The organism is Cupriavidus gilardii, assembly GCF_017598945.1.
GTDB classification, from domain to species: Bacteria; Pseudomonadota; Gammaproteobacteria; order Burkholderiales; family Burkholderiaceae; genus Cupriavidus; species Cupriavidus gilardii_E.
This window is the reverse complement of record NZ_JAGFTW010000051.1, coordinates 81,287-101,434: the sequence shown is the minus strand read 5'-3', so window position 1 is coordinate 101,434 and position 20,148 is coordinate 81,287. Positions and strand designations below refer to the sequence as shown.

Genomic DNA, 20,148 nt, shown 5'->3' with positions numbered 1-20,148 from the left:
GCTACAACAAACCGACGGAGACACCATGAGCAATCAGCCCGCACCCGCCGCACCCGAACCCGCGATCCCGACCGTCAAGCTGCTGATCAACGGCGAATGGGTCGAATCGGCCGCCACCGAATACCGCCAGGTCGTCAACCCGGCCACGCAGCAGGTGCTGGCGCGCGTGCCGCTGGCCACGCGGGCCGAGGTCGATGCCGCGGTCGGCGCCGCGCAGCGCGCCTTCGCCACCTGGCGCCATACGCCGATCGGCGCGCGCCTGCGCATCATGCTGAAGTACCAGGCGCTGATCCGCGAGCACAGCAAGCGCATCGCCGCGATCCTGACCGCCGAACAGGGCAAGACGCTGTCCGACGCCGAGGGCGACATCTTCCGCGGGCTGGAGGTCGTCGAGCATGCCGCCTCGATCGGCACGCTGCAGCAAGGCGGCTTCGCCGAGAACGTCGCGGCGACGGTGGACACCTACACGCTGCAGCAGCCGATCGGCGTCTGCGTCGGCATCACGCCGTTCAATTTCCCCGCCATGATTCCGCTGTGGATGTTCCCGATGGCGATCGTCTGCGGCAACACCTTCGTGCTCAAGCCCTCCGAGCAGGACCCGCTGTCGACGATGGAACTGGTAGCGCTGGCGCTCGAAGCCGGCGTGCCGCCCGGCGTGCTGAACGTCGTGCATGGCGCCAGGGACGTGGTCGACGCGCTGTGCACACATCCCGATGTCAAGGCGGTGTCCTTCGTCGGCTCGACCGCGGTCGGCACCCATGTCTACAACCTGGCCGGCAGCCACGGCAAGCGTGTGCAGTCGATGATGGGCGCCAAGAACCATGCGGTGGTGCTGCCCGACGCGCACAAGGAGCAGACGCTGAACGCGCTGGTCGGCGCCGCCTTCGGCGCGGCGGGCCAGCGCTGCATGGCGACCTCGGTCGCGGTGCTGGTCGGCGCGGCGCGCGACTGGGTGCCCGACCTGATCGCCAAGGCGCGCACGCTGAAGGTCGGTGCCGGCGCCGAGCCCGGCACCGACGTCGGACCGGTGGTGTCGGTCGCGGCGAAGCAGCGCATCCTCGGCCTGATCGAGGCCGGCGTGAAGGAAGGCGCGACGCTCGCGCTCGATGGCCGCGACGTCGGCGTGCCGGGCTATCCGGACGGCAACTTCATCGGGCCGACGGTCTTCACCGACGTGACGACCGAGATGTCGATCTACACGCAGGAAATCTTCGGGCCGGTGCTGGTGGTGATCGGTGTCGACACGCTCGACGAGGCCATCGCGCTGGTCAACCGCAATCCCTTCGGCAACGGCACCGGCGTGTTCACGCAGAGCGGCGCCGCGGCGCGCAAGTTCCAGAGCGAGATCGACGTCGGCCAGGTCGGCATCAATATCCCGATTCCGGTGCCGGTGCCGTATTTCAGCTTCACCGGCTCGCGCGGCTCCAAGCTCGGCGACCTCGGCCCCTACGGCAGGCAGGTGGTGCAGTTCTACACGCAGACCAAGACCGTGACGGCGCGCTGGTTCGATGACGAAACCGTGAACCAGGGCGTCAACACCACCATCGCGCTGCGCTGAAGCACGCCAACGCCGCGCAAACGCACTGGAGACTTCGATGCATATCGCCTTTATCGGCCTCGGCAACATGGGCGCGCCGATGGCCCGCAACCTGCTGAAGGCGGGCCACACGCTGACGGTATTCGATCTGAACGCGCAGGCCCTTGCCGCCTTGCGCGAAGCGGGCGCGAGCGGCGCCGATTCGCCGCGGCAGGCGGCCGCCGAAGCCGATGTCGTGATCACGATGCTGCCGGCGGCGGCGCATGTACGGCGCGTCTACACCGGTGAGGATGGCGTGCTGGCGGGCGTGCGTACCGGCGTGCCGCTGGTCGATTCGAGCACCATCGACCCGGCGACGGTGCGTGAACTGGCCACGCTCGCCGCAGGCCACGGCAACCCGTTCGCCGATGCCCCGGTGTCCGGCGGCACCGGCGGCGCGCAGGCCGGGACGCTGACCTTCATGGTCGGTGCCGATACCGCGCTGTTCGCGCGCCTGCAGCCCGTGCTGTCCGGCATGGGCAGGAACGTGGTCCGCTGCGGCGATACCGGCACGGGTCAGGTCGCCAAGATCTGCAACAACCTGATCCTCGGCATCTCGATGATCGGCGTGTCGGAGGCGATGGCGCTGGGCGCGCGGCTCGGCATCGATGCCAAGGTGCTCGCCGGCATCGTCAATACCTCGACCGGACGCTGCTGGTCCTCCGACACCTGTAACCCCTACCCCGGCGTGATCGACACCGCGCCGGCCGCGCGCGGCTACAGCGGCGGCTTCGGCGCCGAGCTGATGCTGAAAGACCTGGGGTTGGCCAACGATGCCGCCCGCGCCGTGCGGCAGCCGATCTTTCTCGGCGCGCTGGCGCAGCAGCTGTATCAGGCGATGTGCCAGCGCGGCGACGGCCAGCTCGATTTCTCCGGCGTGATTCGGCAATACCTCGATGCCGATGGAGGTGCGGCGTGAACGCGCCAGCTGAATCCCTGCGTCCGGAAAGGGATGCCGTTGGCACCGACGAAGTCCTCTTCGAAGTCATCAATCGCGTCGGGCTGGTGACGCTGAACCGGCCGCATCAACGCAACGCGCTGTCGTATCCGATGATCCTGGCGCTGCGCTCGCAACTGCGGCAATGGGCATCGCAGGACGAGATCGTCGCCGTGGTGCTGCGCGGCGCGGGCGAAAAGGCGTTCTGCGCCGGCGGCGATATCCGCGCGCTGTACGACAGTTATCGCGATCACGTAGCCGGCAATGGGGGCGAGGATGGCGAACCGCTGTACCGCCGTTTCTTTGTCGACGAATACCAGCTCGATTTCGAACTGCATCGCTACCCGAAGCCGGTAGTGGCGCTGATGGATGGCATCGTGATGGGCGGCGGCATGGGCCTGGCGCAGGCCGCGCCGCTGCGCATCGTCACCGAACGCTCCCGCGTCGCGATGCCCGAGACCGGCATCGGCCTGGTGCCCGATGTCGGCGCCAGCCACTTCCTGGCGCGCATGACACCCGAACTGGCCCTCTATGTGGGCCTGACCGGCGTGACGCTCGGCGCGGCCGACACGCTGCTGTGCGGCCTCGCGGATGTCGCGGTCGACAGCGCCTCGTTGTCCGCGTTGGGGACGACGCTGGCGGACATCGCCTGGCCCGGCAACACCAACGACAACGCCAACGACGGCGACACGGTGCTGGCGAGCCTGCGCCACGCGCTGGCCCCAGGATCGTCGACGACCGCCGCCGACGCCCCGCTGCTGCAGGTCTTGCCCGCCCTGCTGCGGCACTTCCGCCCCGACGCGACGCCCGCCGCGATCCTGCACGGACTCGCAGGCGAACACGATCCGACCTGCGCGGACTGGGCGGCGAAGACCGCGGCACTGCTGCGCGGACGCTCGCCGCTGATGACCGCGGTTACGCGCGAACTGCTGCTGCGCGGCCGCCGGCTCGATCTGGCCGACTGCTTCCGCATGGAGCTTGACGTGGTCGGCCATGCGTTCACCGATGGCGACTTTATCGAGGGCGTGCGCGCGCTGATCGTCGACAAGGACCAGACGCCGCGCTGGCGGGTGGCGAGCCACGATGAAGTCGATTCAAAAGCGGTGCGGGCATTCTTCGAGTCGCCCTGGCAAGGCAAGCGGCACCCGCTGGCACCGCCCGCCTTGACGTCGTGATCCTTCGATCCGCGTGGTCGCCGGCGAACTACCCCTTCGCCCCGGCCCCGCGCGCCGGCTCATTCGCCGCCGGCGCAACCAGCCCATCGGCACGGAACATCGCCTTGATCCCCCGTACCGCCTGCCGAATCCGCGACTCGTTCTCGATCAACGCAAAGCGGACGTAGTCGTCGCCGAAGTCGCCGAAGCCGATGCCTGGCGATACCGACACCTTGGCCTTCTCCAGCAGCTGCCTGGCGAATTCCAGCGAGCCCAGCGCGCGATACGGTTCGGGAATCCGCGCCCAGATATACATCGAGGCCTTCGGCAACTCCACCGGCCAGCCGGCTTCGTTCAGGCCGCGCGCCAGCACGTCGCGGCGCGACTGGTATTGCGCGGCGATCTCGCGCACGCACTGCTGATCGCCTTCGAGCGCGGCGATCGCGGCGATCTGCAGCGGCGTGAACGTGCCGTAGTCGTGATAGCTCTTGATCCGTGCCAGCGCCGTTACCAGGTCGGCGTTGCCGGCCATGAAGCCGATGCGCCAGCCGGCCATGTTGTAGCTCTTCGACAGCGTGAAGAACTCCACCGCGATGTCCTTGGCGCCGGGCACCTGCAGGATCGACGGCGCCTTCCAGCCGTCGAACACGATGTCGGCATAGGCAAGGTCGTGTACGACGAGGATGTCGTGCTTGCGCGCCAGCGCGATCACGCGCTCGAAGAAATCGAGCTCGACGCATTGCGCGGTCGGGTTGGACGGGAAGCCCAGCACGATCATCTTCGGCTTCGGATAGCTGCCGCGGATCGCGCGCTCGAGTTCGGCGAAAAAGTCGACGCCGGGAATCAGCGGTACCGAACGGATATCGGCGCCGGCAATCACCGCGCCATAGATATGGATCGGATAGCTCGGATCCGGCACCAGCACGGTGTCGCCGCGATCGAGCGTCGCCAGCATCAGGTGCGACAGCCCCTCCTTCGAACCGATCGTCACGATGGCCTCGCGCTCGGGATCGATATCGACCGCATAGCGCTCGCGATACCAGTGCGAGATCGCCCGGCGCAGCCGCGGAATGCCGCGCGAGGTCGAATAGCCGTGGGTATCGGGACGCTGCGCCGCCTCGGTGAGCTTGGCCACGATATGCGCGGGCGTCGCGCCATCGGGGTTGCCCATGCTCATGTCGATGATGTCCTCGCCGCGACGGCGTGCGGCCATCTTGAGCTCGGCGGTGATATTGAAGACGTAGGGGGGAAGACGATCGATGCGCGCGAAGCGGCGCTGGCCCGATGCGCTCGACGAGCGCGGGCCCGGGGATGCCGGAATGGCTGACATGGTTGTCCTTGTACGTAAGCGCCCGGAACCGTCCGAGCGACGTTGGCGGTTGTCTGCCGCCGGCGACGATGTTAATCGGGTTACGGGCGCACGTCCATCGTCACGTCCATCGCAGGGCCATGCCGGGTCGATCCCCTCTTGCCCGCGGCGCGCTTCGGCGTTAAGCTTCGCACGCTTTGTATGCAAAACATGAACACAAAACAAGGAGACATAGCGCGATGGATCTCGCTGCCGCTCAACTGCCAATGGTGCTCAATGGTCTGGAATGGTCGGGCTGCGCGCTCGCGATGAGCGGCTCGCTGCTGGTGGCGCTGCATAACAAGGCGTCGCGCTGGGGCTGGATTTCCTATCTGTGCTCGAACATCGTATGGAGCGTCTTTGCGCTGGTGACAGGCACCTATGGCCTGTTCGTGCAGCAGCTCGGCTTCACCGCGACCAGCCTGTACGGACTCTACCGGCATACGCAATTCCATCGTCAAGGCGGACACGCCGGCTCGCACTGAGCTGAGCCGGAGCGCCACCCCGGCACGGCAATGCGCGGCCGCTCAATCGTCGAGCGTCTCGTGCACGCCGACGGCGCCGTGCTTCCAGTAGGCTGACGCGCGGATGCGGCGCTTGTCGATGCCGCGCTCGTCGACCAGGCAGGCACGCACCGCGCGCATGGCCGCCGCCTCGCCCGCGGCCCAGACATAGCCTTCCCCTGCAGGCAGTTCCAGTCGGCGCACGGCCGTCAGCAATTCGTCGCCCTCGGCGCGATACAGCCAATGCAGTTCGCAGTCGGCGTCGCTGCGCAGATCGAGGCGAGCATCGCGATCGTCGACCTCGGCGACCACCACCACGCGCTTGCCCGCGGGTAGTTCTTCAAGGCGGCGCGCGATGGCGGGCAGTGCCGCTTCGTCGCCGATCAGCAGGTGCCAGTCGAACGCCGACGGGATCACGAAGGAACCGCGCGGCCCGCCGATGCCCAGCCATTGGCCCGGCTGCGCCTGCGCCGCCCAACTGGCGCCGGGGCCATCGCCGTGCAGCACGAATTCGATATCGAGCTCGCGCGCCGCGGCGTCGTAGCGGCGCGGCGTGTAGTCGCGCGCGATCGGCCGCGGCTGTCCCTCGGGGAACATCGGACCGTCCGCGCCCATCTCGGGCAGCACCGGGCGCTGCTGTCCCGGCGCGGGCAGGAACACCTTGATGTGGTCGTCGAACGATGCCGAGACAAAGTCGGCGAGATCGTCGCCGGTGAAGGTCACGCGCAGCAGCGCGGGAGAAATCCGCTGCAGGCGGACCACCTGGATATGGCGAAACTTCAGCGGATGACGGACGCGCTCGACGGTGAGCGCGCCGTTGCGGCTGTCAATCGTTTCGCGGGTATTGGCGCGGTCGGTAGTGGACATGCATTACCTCGGGTTTCGTGGTCGGGCGGGATGCGGCGGCGCGGCGGCCGCCTCGATGTCTTCGATGTCGGCGACGGCGCGCATCAGGATGTCCGCCACGCGCCGCTGTTCGGCGGGCGAGGCATCGGTGCGCAGCAGCAGCGCGCGCTTGAGCGCCATCCGCGCCTGCACGAACTCGGGCAGCCAGCCGCTGCCCTGCTCGTCCGGCTCGGGTGACGGCTCGCCGGCGAGGGCACGGCGCACCCACTCCATCTTGCGGGCGGCATGACGCAGCCCGCTCCACAGCAACGCCAGGCGCTCGCGGTTGGCCTGCAGGAACTCGCGGCCCGGCTCGGCCAGCCGATAGCACTTGCGATTGCCGTCGACGTCGACCGCCGCGTGGCCGATCTCTTCCAGATAGGTCAGCGCCGGGTAGATCACACCGGGGCTCGGCTTGTAGAAGCCGGCGCTACGCGCTTCGAGCGCCTTGATCAGTTCGTAGCCGTGGCTGGGCTGCTCGGCCAGCAGGTCGAGCAGCAGCAGCTGCAGGTCGTCGGCACCGAGCTTGCGCCCGCGGCGCAGGCTGTCGGCGTCGGCGCCCAATCCGCCGAAGGGACCGCCGAGGCCGTGGCCGTGCCGGCCGTGATGATGACGAGGGGGCATGGGTCAGTCGCACGTTATATCGAAAAACATATCGTACGATATATATCGCCGCACCGAAGGTCAACCTTCAGCCCTGCCGCCGGCAGGGTCTTGCCGCCGGTTCCTTATTCGCCGAGGAATTCCGCCACGAACTCCAGCCCCTCGATATGGTCGGCCACCACCTTGGCGATCACCGCGAGCGGAATCGCCAGCAGCATCCCCCATGCGCCCCATAGCCAGGTGAACAGCAGCAATGCCACGAACACCGCCACGGGGTTCATCTTTGCCATCCGCCCTGTCATCCAGGTCTGCACGACCGAGCCGATCAGCGTCGCGATCAGGATCGAGCCGCCCGCCGCCGCCGCAGCCAGTCCCAGCGTGCCGAACTGCATGAAGGCGGCCACGCCGAGCCCGATCGCGGTCGCGCCCGAGCCGAAATACGGGATCAGATGCAGCGCCGCCGCGGCCAGCGCCCAGGTGCCGGCATGCTGCAGGCCGATCGCCTTCAACAGGAACCACGTGCACAGGCCCAGCGCCGCATTGGTGATCAGCAGCATCAGCATGTAGCGCTGAATCTGCCGATTGATCTCGCCCAGCATGTGGACGTTGACTTTCTTCTGCGTCAGCGTGCGGCCCGTCATCTTGACGAACTTGCGCTTGAACATGTCGCCCGACACCAGCAGAAAGAAGGTCAGGAACAGCACCACCACCGCCTGGCCCGCCGCGGCGAACGCGCTGACCGAGCCGGCCAGCACCATGTCGTGCAGCGCGCCCGCCGGCTTCTCGATCACCACCGGCGCACCGCGCGACAGCGGGTGCTGCGTGCCGCCAGTCAGCACCGTCGCGGCGCGCTGGATCTTCTGCCACATCGAGTCGTCGCCGCTGAGCAGCGCCGACAGGCTGCGCGAGAGCTTGCGTGCGATCTCTGGCAAGCGGTCGACGATGGCTTCGACCTGGCCCTGCAGCAGATAGGCGCCGCACAGCAGCAGCGCGACCACGCCCAGCAGCACCAATGCGGCGCCGATCGGGCGCGGCAATCGCTGCCGATGGAGCGCCGACACCAGCGGATCGAGCAGATAGGTCAGGATGACCGCCAGCACCACCGGGATCACGAAGGCCTTGGCGACATGCAGCGCATACAAGCAGGCCAGCGTCGCCAGCACCACCAGCGCGAGGCTGCCCCGCTGGATCGCGAGCGGCAGCGTACGGGCACTGCCCGGACCGCGGGGCGATTCGGCCGCGGTCGATGCCGCCGCCGCCTCGTCGTGCGCGTCCGTGCCGATCGCCGCGGTCTCGGGATGGGTTGCGGTTCCCGGGCCCGCCGCCGTCGATGCAATCAGCGGGTCGACGACCGTCTCGTCCCGCGATGGCGCCGGCCGCGTCGCCCCGGTGCGCGCCCCGGTGCGCGCCGCGGATGGCGCGCGCGACGGCGCACCGGACGGTGCACTGGACGACGCACCGGACTGCGCAGGCGGGTTGGGCGTGGCTTGCATGGCGAGGGGACGGTGCGGGGCTTGGCCAGCACCGCGCGGGCGCGCGGTGCATTACTGTCAGCATAGTCGGCGGCCTGCGCCTCACGCAGTCGGACGGGCGCCGCAAGCCGTGTAGGACAAGCGCGACAGCGGCCCGGCCGGATCTCGGCACCCTGCCGGATCGCACATCGGCTGTGCAGCGCGACCATGCGGCGCGACTGGGCCCGGGCATCTGTGCGTTTGACAGTCCGCCACGATCGGCCGATGATCCCCCGCGCCAACGGCCATCCGGCCGACGACCCCAATGGAGACCTCGCCCGCCATGCCAGACCACCGCTCCGCGACTTCCTCTGCCACCGATCTGCCCGTCCTGCGCGATCCGGCGGGACTTCCCGCGCTGCCCCCGATCGCCGAGCCGGGCCAGCCCTGGCAGGCGATCGACACGCCGGCGCTCGTGCTCGTGCTCGATGCCTTCGAACGCAATCTGCACCGGATGCAGCAGGCCGCGGACCGTGCCGGCGTCGCGCTGCGGCCCCACGCCAAGGCGCACAAATGCCCGGACATCGCGCTGGCCCAGCTGACGCGCGGCGCGGTCGGCATCTGCTGCCAGAAGGTCAGCGAGGCGCTGCCCTTCCTGCGCGCCGGCGTCGCCGATATCCACATCAGCAACGAGATCGCCGGCCCGGCCAAGGCCACGCTGCTCGCGCGGATGGCGCGCCACGCGCGGATCAGCGTCTGCGTCGACGCCGTCGTCCAGGTCCGCGCGCTGGCGGAGGCGGTCGAGCGCGAGCAAAGCGGGCTGACGGTGCTGGTCGAGCTGGACATCGGCCAGGGCCGTTGCGGCGTGGCCGACGCCGACGCCGCGCTGCGCCTGGCCGAACGGATCGCTGCGCAGCCGCGCCTGTCGTTCGGCGGCTTGCAGGCCTACCATGGCGGCATCCAGCATGTGCGCGGGCACGCCGCCCGGCGCGAGGCCGCGGCGCGTGCGGCCGAGCGGGCCGGCGCGGTGGCCGCCCGGCTGGCGGCGGCCGGCGCGCCTTGCCAGGTGGTGACCGGGGGCGGCAGCGGCAGCGTGGAATTCGATCTGGCCAGCGGCGTCTTCACCGAGATCCAGCCCGGTTCGTATGTGTTCATGGATGGCGACTACGGCAGCAATGAACGGAGCCCCGACAGCGGCGGCAACGGCTGCAACGGCGCGGCCGACGCGCTGCGCTTCGAGCACAGCCTGTTTATCGCCACCACGGTGATGAGCACGGCGGCGCCGGGCCAGGTCGTGGTGGACGCGGGCCTGAAGTCGATGGCGGTGGACTCGGGGCTACCGTGGGTATGGCAACGAGAAGGCGGGCAGCGCAGCACACGGTTGGCCTATGTCGCGGCCAACGACGAACACGGCATCGTGCGGCCGGTGCCGGGTGTGGGCGGCGAGATGCCGGCGCTGCCGCAACTGGGCGAGCCGCTGTGGCTGGTGCCGGGTCATTGCGATCCGACGCTGAACCTGTACGACACGCTGGTCGGCGTACGCGACGGCAAGGTGGAGTCGCTGTGGCCGATCTCGGCGCGCGGGCTTAGCCGTTAGAGGCGAGCGGCTCGATACAGTCCGCGGATGCGCGGCTTGGCGCGGCCCTGCGCCGGCCGCAAGGAGTAAGACCATGATTGAGCGCAGCAGAGCGGCCATCGGCACACCCTCCACGCGGCGGCGCGACGCACTCGCCATCGCCGCCCGCATCGCTCGCATCGTCTGTTTCGCAACGCTGGCATCGGCCTTGCCGGCCAGCATGTCCAGCGCCCTCGCGCAATCGACCGGCACACTGCCCGTCTCGGCGCTGGCCCGCCCCAACGTGGTGGTGCTGCTGCGGCATGCCAACGCGCCCGGCATCGGCGACCCGCCCGGCTTCGACCTGCAGTCCTGTCCGACACAGCGCAATCTCGACGCCAGCGGCCGCGCGCAGGCACAGCGCCTCGGGGCCGCGTGGCGGGCGGCGGGGTTTCGTCCCGGTGCGGTCTGGAGCAGCGCCTGGTGCCGTTGCCAGGACACCGCGCGGCTGATGGACCTCGGCCCCGTGACGGTGCTGCCGCTGCTCAATTCCTTCTTCGGCGACGCCGGCGCCCGTACGAACCAGAACGCCGCGCTGTCGCGCTTCATCGATCAGCTCGATCCGCGCGGCGGGCCGTATCTGATGGTGACGCATCAGATCGTCATCACCGCCCTGACGGGACTCGGGGCCGACAGCGGCGGCGGCGTCGTGTTCGAACTGCCGCCGGATGGGCGGCCACGGCGCCTGTATCGCCTGCCGGCCGGTTGAAGCCGCCCTGCGGTCGCCCGCTGCCGGCCGCGTCCCTCTACAGCGTCGAGCCGTGCTGATGGCGGTATTCCTGCGTCCGCCCGCCATAGCCGTACGCCGCCGCACGGGCGTCGATCACATGGATGTACGAGCAGTCGTGCACATTGCCGATCAGCTCGGACAGCGCGTGGTGCACCGCCTCCAGATAGCGCGCCTTCTCGGCCTTGGTATTGGTCTCGTCGGTGACGCTGATATCGAGATGAAAGGCATTGCGCCGGAGCGCGGACAGCGGCTGGCCGTCGATGAACCAGGCGTCGTGCGGCACGTACTGGACCGCCACGGCCATCACCTCGGGCTTCTTGCCCAGCACGGTACGGGTCAATTCGGCAACGGTGGCGGCGGCCTTTGCGGTCAGCGCGGCGTCGGGTTGTCCGGAGATCTGCAGCTGGAGATGCGGCATCGCGGTTTCCTCTTCGAATGGTCGGTGCAGGGAATGAAAGGTGGCGGGGGCCGGTCCGATATCGCCTTGCCGACCGCCACCGACTCGATCCTAGTGCGCGCCCTGCCATCGGAAAAGCGGGAAGATACGATACTATCCATCGGTATTGCCGAAACCAGGAGCGAGCCATGCGCGGCTTCGATCTCGAACAATTGCGTACCTTCGTCGCGGTCGCCGACAGCGGCAGCCTGTCGGCCGCGGCGCCGCGGCTGTTTCTGTCGCAGTCCTCGGTCAGCGAGCAGCTGCGCAAGCTCGAGGAGCGCGCGGGCGTGCCGCTGCTGCTGCGCGGCCGCCGCGGCGTGCAGCCGACCCCGGCCGGCGAACGGCTGCTCGGCCACGCCCGCCGCATGCTCGACCTGGACGCACTGGCGATGCAGGACATCCGCGGCGAAACGCTGACGGGCGAGCTGCGGCTGGCCATCACCGACTACTACCGCACCAGCGAGATTGCCGGCATGCTGCGCCGCCTGCGCGAGCGCCATCCGCAACTGCGGCTGCACGTGACGGTGATGAAGAGCGCGGCGATCGACGCCAGCGCCGACGACGACGCCTTCGATATCGGTCTGACCATGCGGGTGGTCGGAGCGCGCGGCAGCGCCGGCGGGCGTTCCCGCACCGGCTGGCGTCCGTTGCGGCGCGAGCCGCTGGCCTGGGTCGCCGCCCGCGGCGAAACGGACGCGATCGGTACGCCGCTGCCGCTGGTGCTGCTGCCCGACACCTGTTCGCTGCACCAGTACGTGGTGCGGGCGCTGAAGCGCGCCCGCTTGCCGTACCGGGTTTCGCACTCGGCGTCCGGCGTGGCGGGCCTGCAGATGGCCCTCGTGGCGGGGCTTGGCATCTCCTGCCTGAACCGGTCGGCCATTCCGGCGGGCGTCGCTTCGCTCGACGCGGCGACCGCCTCGTCGCTGCACCTGCCGGCGCTGCCGCAGGTCGAGTTCTGTCTGTTGCCGCCGCGTCGCGGCGAGGCGCCGGTGGTGCAGGCGGCGCGCGAGGTCCTGGCCGAGCAGCTTGGTTGATCGGCCTGGTTGATCGGCCTGGTTGATCGGCCTGGCCGATCAAGGACCCGCCCGCCCGCGGCAACATGACAGCCGTGTGTTGTCACAAGGCACTGTCATATTGCGCGAGTAGACTGCAACATCGTTCCGTCGTACGGACCAACGCCGTCACGGCTCCACGCCACTCACCTTCGCCCGCTTCCAGCCCATTTGCCCCGATGCCCCTTCCCGCCTCCGACAGTTTCGCCGAGCTCGATCTGCTGCGCGCACTGCTGGAAGTCGGCGCGGACCACTTCGATATCGAGGTGGCATGCGAGGCCAGCAGCCATGGACGGCGCTTTCCGGTGTACCTGGCCGGCATCGGCTCGCGCGATCCGCGCGCGCCCGCGATCGGACTGTTTGGCGGCATTCACGGCCTCGAGCGGATCGGCACGCAGCTGCTGCTCGACTACATGCGCGCGCTGCTCAAGCGCCTGGAATGGGACGAGTTGCTGCATCTGCAACTGCAAAAGGTCCGGCTGCTGTTCATGCCGATCGTCAATCCGGCCGGCATGTGGGCGGGCCGGCGCGCGAATCCGAATGGCGTCGACCTGATGCGCAACGCCCCGCAAGACGCAGAGGGCCGTGTGCCATTCCTGGCCGGCGGCCAGCGCATCGGCCCGTGGCTGCCGTGGTACCGCGGCAAGGCCGGCATGCCGATGGAGGCCGAAAGCACCGCGCTGCTGCGCGTGGTGCAGGCCCAATTGCTGACGCGGCCGCTGAGCTTCGCCGTCGATTGCCATTCCGGCTACGGCTGGCGCGACAGCATCTGGTTTCCGTACGCGAGGACGCAGGCCGCGATGCCGCACCTGCCCGAGATGTACGTGCTGAAGACGCTGTTCGAGCAGGCCCACCCGCATCACGGCTATGCCTTCGAGCCGCAGAGCCATCAGTACCTGGTCCACGGCGATCTGTGGGACTACGCCTATGACCGCACGCCCGCGCCGCACATCTTTCTGCCGATGACGCTCGAACTGGGCTCGTGGCTCTGGATCAAGAAGAACCCACGGCAGCTGTTCTCGCGCGACGGTTTCTTCAATCCGATCAAGGCGCATCGCACCGCCCGCGTGCTGCGCCGCCATGTCAGCCTGTTCGATTTCCTGGCCCGCGCCGCCTTCGCACCGGCGCGCTGGCTGCCGACCGGCGCGGCGCGGCAGGCGATCTGGCGCGAGGCCAGCGAACATTGGCGCGCCCCTGCCGGCAGGCCCGCACGATGAGCGACTGGATCCTGCTGCGCGGCCTGACCCGTGAGGCGCGCCATTGGGGCGAACTGCCGGCGGCACTGCGGCGCAGCGGCGCGCTCGCCGATGACGATCGGCTGACCATGCTCGATCTGCCCGGCAACGGCAAGCATGCCGGCCAACGCTCGCCGGGGACGGTGGCGCAAATCGTGTCCCGCTTGCGCGCCGATGCCGCAGAGGCCGGCCTGCGCCCGCCGTATCGACTGCTTGCCATGTCGCTGGGAGGCATGGTGGCGACCGCCTGGGCGCAGGGGCATGTCGATGAAGTCGAACGGCTGGTGCTGATCAATACCAGCATGCGGCCGTTCGGCGCGCTGCATCAGCGCATGCGCCCCGGGGCCTGGCCTGCGGTGCTCGGCCTGATGCAATCGTGGCGCGACGGTCCACGCTGCGAGGCCATCGTCCACCGGCTGACCTGCGCCAACACCGATACGCGCGACACCGATCTGGCACGCTGGGCCGCGATCCGCGCCGACGCACCGGTCAGCCGCGGCAATGCGCTGCGCCAATTGCTTGCCGCAGCCCGCTTCCGGGCCGGGGAGGTACCGCCGCGCTGCCCCACCCTGCTGCTGTCCTCGGCGGCGGACCGGCTGGTGTCCCCGGCCTGCTCGGCGCGACTGGCCGCGGCATGGTCGGTGCCCCATCGGGTGCACCCCTGGGCGGGACACGACCTGCCGCACGACGATCCGGACTGGGTGGCGCGCGAGGTGGCCAGCTGGATCGCGATATCGACAGGCCAGGCATCGCCGGGCTAGGCATCGTCGCCGGCGCGGCGGGCCGGAGGCAGCAGCAATACGTTTGCCCAACGCGACCCTGCACTTGAAGTGCTAGCCGATTGCAGCGCCATGGTGCGGACCGGACTGGCCAGCTTCCGATGCGACCGCAGCATCGACCTTGCCGATGCTCTGCCATAGCTGCTGCGCCTGCGCGCGCACCGCGGCTTGTCGCGCCCGCACGCCGGCGCTCCCCGCCATCGCATCGCGCAAGGCCTGCTTGCCGGAGTCGTACAGCACCTCACGGATGTCCAGCAGCTTTCGACAGGTGCCCCAGGCTTTCAGATCGAGCCGCTGCAGCGCGTCGCCGAGACGATGCAACTGCGGCTCCGTCAGGCAAGCCCCGGCCCGGGCCAGCAGATCGTCCAGGCGCTGCTCGATCTGGGCGGATATCGCTTCGCGCGCGCGCAGCCGCGCCACCGTGCGAAGGTTGTGGACCAATAGATCGACGGCAGCCGCGACCCGATGCGCATCGCTGCCGGGATCGACCAGGAGGTCGGTCAGCGTCGTCACGGTGAGCGGCGGTGGACCACTGCCGCGCGGTACCCGAGCCTGGTCAGACACAGTGCCGGCGGCGCCGGCCGCTTCATCGGGCTCCGCGCCGGCGGCCCTGGACGATTGCGGCCGTTCGTGCGCGATGCCGAGTTGCTTGTGAATCAACGCCAGCGCGGTGTCTCGCTCCTGCAAGCGAAGCCCGTTCGCCAACTCGGCCAGCGCTGCCATGGTCGCGCCCTCGGCTTTCAACGCCGCGCATAGCCTGTCGGCGGCATCGGCCCATGGCCCCGCCAGCGCCTGCGTGATTTCGCGCTCGCCGCCCGCCATCTCGAAGCGGCACAGCGCCTCGATCGAGCGCCGGAACAACTCGAATGTGTCCACGGCATGCTGACCGCCGGCCACAAACTCGCGGTCGCGCGGGTGCCGGCTGACCCAGTCGTCACGACGGCGCGCCAACGTCAGGACGCCCTTGTTGCCGCGCACATCGGCGAGGTCGCGCTGCAGCAGCGTCAGCACGTGCTTGACGCCGGGCGCGGGCACGGCGTCGCGTTCGAACTTGCGCAGTGCCTCCCTGGCGCTCGCCTCGATCGTGGCGCGCGCCGCTGCCGTGGCCGCATCGCCCGCCGCCGGATCGTTGCCGGCGGAGCGGCACCAGTCCACCATCGCCAGCAGGGTGTCCTTCCGACATCCGGCACAGAACGCTTGCAGCGCATCGGGGGCCATCGGCGCCAGCTTCTCGGCGAGCGACTTCGCCGTGTCGTCGTGGGACAAGGGCGGCGGCGTGGAGACGTAGCAGATTCGAGGCAAGGGCTGACGGCAAGTGCGCGCCGGATCGGCACGCCGGCCGCGCCAGAAGAACAGCGTGCACAGAACTCGGTACCACAGGCCGGAGCGCGGGATCGGCGCGTCGCGTGCAATGCGCGGGGACTGGGCGGCTTCGGGCCGCTCCTTGTGCCTGACGCCCAGGCACGGGCCGAAGAATCTGAACACGGCTTGCAACATCCCATCCCCCACAAAGGAACGAACGAACAGAAAACAAAAACGAAACGGCTCTCCACACGACCCGCTTCGGGCCGCGTGTCTCCCTCGGCTTTCGGTTTCAGACTCTGACCCAATCGGCCCGCGATGCGGGCGGTGTCTTCGATGCGGGGTCGGTGGCGAAAAGCTGCCGGAACAGGGCGGTCGCTGCAGTGATCGCGGGCGATCGTTCGGCTGCTGGCGACGCTTGGTGCGTCTCATCGACGCAAGCGGAATCGGCCCGGCCGGCATTGCCAGCGTCCTGGTCCGTGGCGGGCTCCTTGCCTGCTGCGCGTGCCCTGCCCTGCCTTGTACCGGTTGCGGGCGTCCCTCCAGGTGTTGCGGTCTCCTTTCCGGTCTTGCGCCTGACACCCGGCTCGCTTTGCAAGGACATGCGCAAGGCAAGCAAGGCGGCCAGTTCGTCATAGCCTGCCAGCCAGTCGCCCAGCAAGCGACGTTGCGCCGCGATAGCGCTGGCGGCGCGGGACGTGCCCACGTCATGGCGCTCGCCGGCCAGCGCCGAGCGATGGACCATGGCCCTGAGCGCCAGCATGGTTGGCGTCGTCAGCCAGCGATGCACGTTTGCCAGATCGTCCGGCTTCATCGTCGACAGCCGTGTCGCCAGCGCGTCGTGCAGCAGCGTCTGCTGCGAGTTGGCGGAAACGGGCCAGCGGGAATTGGCAGCGGCCCGAACCGCATCGCCGGGGAGAGAACGTGCGCTCTCTGCCAGTTCGCGAGCGCTGGCCCCGAGCGTGGTGAATTCCGCCAGAAGGACCGCATCGCCGGCGTGCTCGCTCTCGTCGGCCGCACAGCGGCTGGCCTGCCGACAAAGCCCCTCCACCACGTCGGTTGCCACGCGCGACAGCGAGCCGCCCGCCAGCAGCACCGCTTCCAGCTCCGGGCCGAGGACTGGACACTGCTGCAACGCCGTCCGCTGCGCGGGGCTGAGGCCGTGGCCGCCCTCCAGCACCAGTCGGTGCACCGCCGCCCGCAGCGCGGCCGGAAAGACGTCGGGGCCCGATGCTTCCGTGCGGCGGTCGGCCAGCACCCGGAGATGCCCCAACAGCGTGTCGATCTGCGCCGCGGCGGCCTGCCGATCCGGCAGCCGGTCGCTGTTGATCATGGCGACAAGGTCCCAGGGAGGATCGCCGAGGATGGCGCGTAGCGCGGTATTGGCCCGCTCGCGCAACCGGGCATGTTCACGGTCGCAGGGAATCGCCTCCAGGGTGCTCACCAGTTCGTCCACCGCGTGCTGCAACGTGCCGGCGTCTGCCGATGCCCCGCTCGTCAGGCGGCCGCGCAGCGCCAGGGTCTGCGCGATGGCGCTGCGCCCTTGCTCCGAAGCGGCAAGCGGGCTGGACGATGCCAGTGGACCGGCCTGCTCGCCCTCGGCCAGCAGGCCGTCGAGCAGCGCGACGGCGGCGGCCCGGTCGCTCGGCAAGCCGGACGCGAGACGCTCGGCAAGCGGCACGCCGGTACGCCGGCGCAGCAGGGCCAGCGCGGCATCGACATGGCTCGCGGGGTCTGGCGCGTCGAGCGGAACGTCCGATGCCACGGGCTCGGAGGGAGGCGGCGGCTGGAGCAGGTCCTGTGCCGCGCACGGATGCATCGTATCGACGGCGGGCTCGGCCCGCTCGCCATCACAGTGGGATAAGCCGAGCCGTTCGGGTCCGATAGGCGGCCGGCCGAGCGGACAGCCGAGGGAAGGATAGCCGGATGGAATCACGATGGGGTCGCCTGGGGAGTCGAGCGGGATGGCGCAATGTAGCGCTCCCGTGCAGGCCTGCTGTCGATACTGGCCCGTCTCTATAGCGTCCCGCCAACGTGCGGCGACCCAATGTTTCCGAATCTATACAGACAACATCGGCGTGCCATGTCGCGATGTATGTCGCGATGTATGTCGCGATGTATGTCGCGATTGCATGCTGCGGGCCGAGCCGGCCTAACGCTGCGCCGTCGCCAGCCGTATCGCCAGGCCGGCAAAGACGGTGCCCGCGAACCAGTTCAGCGCCCGCCGCGCGCGCGCCGAACGCAGCAGCAGCGTGCCGAACAGCCCGGAAAACCAGGCAATGGCACCGAATACCAGCAACGTGGCCAGCATGAAGACCGCGCCGAGCACCGCAATCTGCATTGCGATCGGTCCCTGCGCCGGGGAAACGAACTGGGGCAGGAAAGCGAGAAAGAAAATCGCGACCTTGGGATTGGTGACATTCATCACCACCCCGCGCCGATACATCTGCCAGCCATCCCCGGCGCGCTGGCTCGTCTGCACCGGGGCATCGACCGGCGCGCGAAACGCCTGCCACGCCAGCCATGCCAGATACAGTGCGCCGCAGATCTTCAGCACGGTAAAGGCCGTGGCCGATGCCGCGAACAACGTCGCCAGCCCGAGCGCCACCGCGGCCGTATGGAACAGCAGGCCGGTGCACAGGCCAACTACCACCGTCAAACCCGCGCGCGGGCCGCGCATGGCGGACTGCAGCAGCACGAAGACATTGTCGGGACCGGGCGCGAGCCCAAGCAGCACGGCAATGCCGAAGAAGGCGATCAGCGTATCGAGCGTCGGCATCTTGTCTCCTTGACGGTGCCTGCTTGAAAGACTGCGGGCCGGCGGCCCGGCCTCGCAGTCAGACCAGCGGTCGGGATGGATCCGTGTGGTCCGTCTGGTCCGTGTTGTCGGTGTCGTCGGCCCGGTCGCTGTGAACTGGCGCGGGCGATGGACCGCCAGCCATCACGAGGCGGTTGCGGCCGCCGCGCTTGGCCGCATAGAGGGCGACATCGGCGGCCGCCACCAGCTCCTCGACCAGCGGCGAGTCCGGAATGCGCGAAACCGCGCCGACGCTGATGCTCAGGAACGGATGCGAAGACTCGGCGCCGATATGCGGCATCTGCAGCGACCTGACCGCTTGCAGCATGCGCAGACCGAGGGCGCGGGTGCGATCGGCATCGGCCTGGTGCAGCACCACGGCAAACTCCTCGCCGCCTACGCGCGCGCAGAAGCTTGCCGCCTCGTCGAGCGTCTGTGCCAGCGTGGCGCCGATCGCGCGCAGGCATTCGTCGCCGCGCAGGTGGCCGTAGATGTCGTTGTACTGCTTGAAGAAGTCGACGTCGATCAGCATCAGGCCGAGCGGCGTGCCGCGTTCCTGTGCCGCGGCCAGCAACACCTGCGCCTCGCGCTGGAAGAAGCGCCGGTTGAACAGGCCGGTCAGCGGGTCGCGATACAGATCGCCTTCGATGCGCAGCAGCTTGTCGACGGTTTCATTGAGCCGGACCGCGAGATTGGAGTTCTCCTCCACCAGCGCATGTTCGCGCGTGCGGAAGGCGCTGACATCGCGCACGAAGACGATGCGGCCGATGTCCCGCTCTTCCAGATTGCGCACCGGCTCGACGGTCAGTTCGTAGTCCGGCACGCCCGCCACATAGGGCCGGGTAGCCAGCCACGAAGCCGGCGCAGGGTCCCCGCGCCGCATTCCGGGCAACATGCGTTGGGCGGTACGATTCAGATCGGCGATCCGGCCGCGGTGGTCGACGATCACGCAACCTTCGCGCAGCGCGTCGAATACGCGCAGCCGCGCATAGTGGCCGACATCGCCCAGATGCGGCCGCAGCGCGCACAGCCAGACCAGCAGCGCCATCACGGAGAACGTCGCGGGCGTCAGATCGCCGCCCACCGGCGTGGTCCAGCCGCGCAGATAGGCGATGTTGGCGAACATCGGCAGCAGCAGCCCGGCAATCAGCACCACCCTGCCGCCGCGCGACAGCTTGCCGTGCGCGGATGCCGTCGCCAGGAAATACAGGCTCAACAGCAGCAGGCCGTAGCTGTAGGCGGCCAATACCCAATAGCCGGGGCCGTGGGAGAACACGGCGCGCGTATGCAGCCCTTCGCCGCCGAACCATTGGACCTGGGGCCAGACCAGCCCGTGGCGTTCGTTGGTCAGCACCAGCGCCATGCCGGCGATGCCGATCGCCAGCGCCAGGGTCAGCCAGCCGCGGCCGACCAGATAGTGCGGACGCGTCAGCCGCACGATGGCCAGCAGCCAGCCCACCGGCACCATCAGGATGCCCGGGTATTGCAGCTTGGCCCAGACGATGCGTTCCGACACATTGGGCGCCTGGATTTCCAGCATGCGTCCCGCGCACCAGATGCCCGCGCCGACGGCCAGAAGCAGAAACGCGCGCACGGTGGGATCGTCGCGCCGTGGCCAACTCGCGATAGCTACCGCCGCGCACACCACCAGTGCGCCGGCCATCAGCAGAATCAGCAGGGAGATCGCCATCGGGCAGGATTGCAGCACGCCTGGCCCGGGTGGGCAATCGGTGCAGGAGCGG

17 protein-coding genes are annotated in these 20,148 nt (G+C 69.2%); 9 read left to right on the top strand and 8 right to left on the bottom strand.

Features of this window, described 5'->3' with window-relative positions; translation table 11 throughout:
• Positions 1-25: 25 nt before the first annotated feature.
• The 3 genes from J5T34_RS19370 to J5T34_RS19360 are packed head-to-tail and all read left to right on the top strand — an operon-like array spanning position 26 to position 3,688.
• Positions 26-1,558: a CoA-acylating methylmalonate-semialdehyde dehydrogenase gene (locus J5T34_RS19370; RefSeq protein WP_208581987.1), complete on the top strand. Its 1,533-nt coding sequence runs from the start codon at positions 26-28 to the stop codon at positions 1,556-1,558.
• Positions 1,559-1,595: 37 nt separating this feature from the next.
• Entirely contained in the window at positions 1,596-2,495 is a 900-nt protein-coding gene (mmsB, locus tag J5T34_RS19365) for a 3-hydroxyisobutyrate dehydrogenase (protein ID WP_208581986.1), read from the top strand.
• Positions 2,492-3,688: an enoyl-CoA hydratase/isomerase family protein gene (locus J5T34_RS19360; RefSeq protein WP_208581984.1), complete on the top strand. Its 1,197-nt coding sequence runs from the start codon at positions 2,492-2,494 to the stop codon at positions 3,686-3,688. The genes mmsB and J5T34_RS19360 overlap by 4 nt, the downstream gene beginning before the upstream one ends.
• Before the next feature lie 28 nt (positions 3,689-3,716).
• On the opposite strand, the gene alaC is transcribed toward J5T34_RS19360, so the two are convergent.
• Complete coding sequence (gene alaC, locus J5T34_RS19355) at positions 3,717-4,997, bottom strand: alanine transaminase (protein WP_208581982.1); 1,281 nt, start codon at positions 4,995-4,997, stop codon at positions 3,717-3,719.
• A gap of 218 nt (positions 4,998-5,215) precedes the next feature.
• Here alaC and J5T34_RS19350 point away from each other — a divergent pair, with 218 nt between their 5' ends.
• The gene (locus J5T34_RS19350; RefSeq protein WP_006577853.1) at positions 5,216-5,500 is read left to right on the top strand and encodes a nicotinamide mononucleotide transporter; all 285 of its coding nucleotides are present in this window, start codon (positions 5,216-5,218) and stop codon (positions 5,498-5,500) included.
• A gap of 42 nt (positions 5,501-5,542) precedes the next feature.
• Here J5T34_RS19350 and J5T34_RS19345 read toward each other — a convergent pair whose 3' ends face one another.
• From J5T34_RS19345 to J5T34_RS19335, 3 genes are all read right to left on the bottom strand, one after another.
• On the bottom strand, positions 5,543-6,385 hold the full coding sequence (locus tag J5T34_RS19345) for a siderophore-interacting protein (RefSeq protein WP_208581981.1): 843 nt from the start codon (positions 6,383-6,385) through the stop codon (positions 5,543-5,545).
• Positions 6,386-6,388: 3 nt separating this feature from the next.
• Positions 6,389-7,027 (bottom strand): PadR family transcriptional regulator, encoded by a 639-nt coding sequence (locus J5T34_RS19340; RefSeq protein WP_208581979.1) that lies wholly within the window; start codon positions 7,025-7,027, stop codon positions 6,389-6,391.
• 104 nt (positions 7,028-7,131) lie between these two features.
• Positions 7,132-8,499 (bottom strand): AI-2E family transporter, encoded by a 1,368-nt coding sequence (locus tag J5T34_RS19335; RefSeq protein ID WP_244259075.1) that lies wholly within the window; start codon positions 8,497-8,499, stop codon positions 7,132-7,134.
• A 301-nt stretch (positions 8,500-8,800) separates the two neighbouring features.
• Between J5T34_RS19335 and J5T34_RS19330 the strand changes: the two genes are divergently transcribed.
• Entirely contained in the window at positions 8,801-10,054 is a 1,254-nt protein-coding gene (locus J5T34_RS19330; protein ID WP_208581977.1) for a DSD1 family PLP-dependent enzyme, read from the top strand.
• Between the two features lie 73 nt (positions 10,055-10,127).
• Positions 10,128-10,781, top strand: coding sequence for a phosphoglycerate mutase family protein (locus J5T34_RS19325; protein ID WP_208581975.1), 654 nt, complete (start codon positions 10,128-10,130; stop codon positions 10,779-10,781).
• A gap of 37 nt (positions 10,782-10,818) precedes the next feature.
• Here the strand turns inward: J5T34_RS19325 and J5T34_RS19320 are convergent, their stop codons facing one another.
• Complete coding sequence (locus tag J5T34_RS19320) at positions 10,819-11,220, bottom strand: tautomerase family protein (RefSeq protein ID WP_208581973.1); 402 nt, start codon at positions 11,218-11,220, stop codon at positions 10,819-10,821.
• A gap of 167 nt (positions 11,221-11,387) precedes the next feature.
• Here J5T34_RS19320 and J5T34_RS19315 point away from each other — a divergent pair, with 167 nt between their 5' ends.
• The 3 genes from J5T34_RS19315 to J5T34_RS19305 all read left to right on the top strand — a co-directional run bounded on the left by J5T34_RS19315 (position 11,388) and on the right by J5T34_RS19305 (position 14,289).
• Positions 11,388-12,275, top strand: a complete 888-nt coding sequence (locus J5T34_RS19315) for a LysR family transcriptional regulator (RefSeq protein ID WP_208581970.1) — start codon at positions 11,388-11,390, stop codon at positions 12,273-12,275.
• A gap of 197 nt (positions 12,276-12,472) precedes the next feature.
• The gene (locus J5T34_RS19310) at positions 12,473-13,510 is read left to right on the top strand and encodes a M14 family zinc carboxypeptidase (RefSeq protein ID WP_208581968.1); all 1,038 of its coding nucleotides are present in this window, start codon (positions 12,473-12,475) and stop codon (positions 13,508-13,510) included.
• Entirely contained in the window at positions 13,507-14,289 is a 783-nt protein-coding gene (locus J5T34_RS19305; RefSeq protein ID WP_208581966.1) for an alpha/beta fold hydrolase, read from the top strand. The genes J5T34_RS19310 and J5T34_RS19305 overlap by 4 nt, the downstream gene beginning before the upstream one ends.
• Before the next feature lie 72 nt (positions 14,290-14,361).
• Here J5T34_RS19305 and J5T34_RS19300 read toward each other — a convergent pair whose 3' ends face one another.
• The 3 genes from J5T34_RS19300 to J5T34_RS19290 form a co-directional block, all read right to left on the bottom strand.
• Positions 14,362-16,041: a hypothetical protein gene (locus J5T34_RS19300; RefSeq protein ID WP_208581964.1), complete on the bottom strand. Its 1,680-nt coding sequence runs from the start codon at positions 16,039-16,041 to the stop codon at positions 14,362-14,364.
• Positions 16,042-17,761: 1,720 nt separating this feature from the next.
• Complete coding sequence (locus J5T34_RS19295) at positions 17,762-18,388, bottom strand: LysE family translocator (protein WP_208581962.1); 627 nt, start codon at positions 18,386-18,388, stop codon at positions 17,762-17,764.
• Between the two features lie 58 nt (positions 18,389-18,446).
• A complete protein-coding gene (locus J5T34_RS19290) occupies positions 18,447-20,096 on the bottom strand; it encodes a histidine kinase N-terminal 7TM domain-containing protein (RefSeq protein ID WP_208581960.1) in 1,650 nt (549 codons plus the stop codon).
• Positions 20,097-20,148 lie beyond the last annotated feature (52 nt).

Coding starts and splice junctions, on each gene's coding strand:
- J5T34_RS19295 (WP_208581962.1), bottom strand. CDS start 18,388: ATGCCGACGCTCGATACGCTGATCGCCTTCTTCGGCATTGCCGTGCTG.
- J5T34_RS19320 (WP_208581973.1), bottom strand. CDS start 11,220: ATGCCGCATCTCCAGCTGCAGATCTCCGGACAACCCGACGCCGCGCTG.
- J5T34_RS19350 (WP_006577853.1), top strand. CDS start 5,216: ATGGATCTCGCTGCCGCTCAACTGCCAATGGTGCTCAATGGTCTGGAA.
- J5T34_RS19290 (WP_208581960.1), bottom strand. CDS start 20,096: ATGGCGATCTCCCTGCTGATTCTGCTGATGGCCGGCGCACTGGTGGTG.
- J5T34_RS19330 (WP_208581977.1), top strand. CDS start 8,801: ATGCCAGACCACCGCTCCGCGACTTCCTCTGCCACCGATCTGCCCGTC.
- J5T34_RS19335 (WP_244259075.1), bottom strand. CDS start 8,499: ATGCAAGCCACGCCCAACCCGCCTGCGCAGTCCGGTGCGTCGTCCAGT.
- J5T34_RS19370 (WP_208581987.1), top strand. CDS start 26: ATGAGCAATCAGCCCGCACCCGCCGCACCCGAACCCGCGATCCCGACC.
- J5T34_RS19325 (WP_208581975.1), top strand. CDS start 10,128: ATGATTGAGCGCAGCAGAGCGGCCATCGGCACACCCTCCACGCGGCGG.
- J5T34_RS19345 (WP_208581981.1), bottom strand. CDS start 6,385: ATGTCCACTACCGACCGCGCCAATACCCGCGAAACGATTGACAGCCGC.
- mmsB (WP_208581986.1), top strand. CDS start 1,596: ATGCATATCGCCTTTATCGGCCTCGGCAACATGGGCGCGCCGATGGCC.
- J5T34_RS19300 (WP_208581964.1), bottom strand. CDS start 16,041: ATGAGACGCACCAAGCGTCGCCAGCAGCCGAACGATCGCCCGCGATCA.
- J5T34_RS19315 (WP_208581970.1), top strand. CDS start 11,388: ATGCGCGGCTTCGATCTCGAACAATTGCGTACCTTCGTCGCGGTCGCC.
- J5T34_RS19340 (WP_208581979.1), bottom strand. CDS start 7,027: ATGCCCCCTCGTCATCATCACGGCCGGCACGGCCACGGCCTCGGCGGT.
- J5T34_RS19310 (WP_208581968.1), top strand. CDS start 12,473: ATGCCCCTTCCCGCCTCCGACAGTTTCGCCGAGCTCGATCTGCTGCGC.
- alaC (WP_208581982.1), bottom strand. CDS start 4,997: ATGTCAGCCATTCCGGCATCCCCGGGCCCGCGCTCGTCGAGCGCATCG.
- J5T34_RS19305 (WP_208581966.1), top strand. CDS start 13,507: ATGAGCGACTGGATCCTGCTGCGCGGCCTGACCCGTGAGGCGCGCCAT.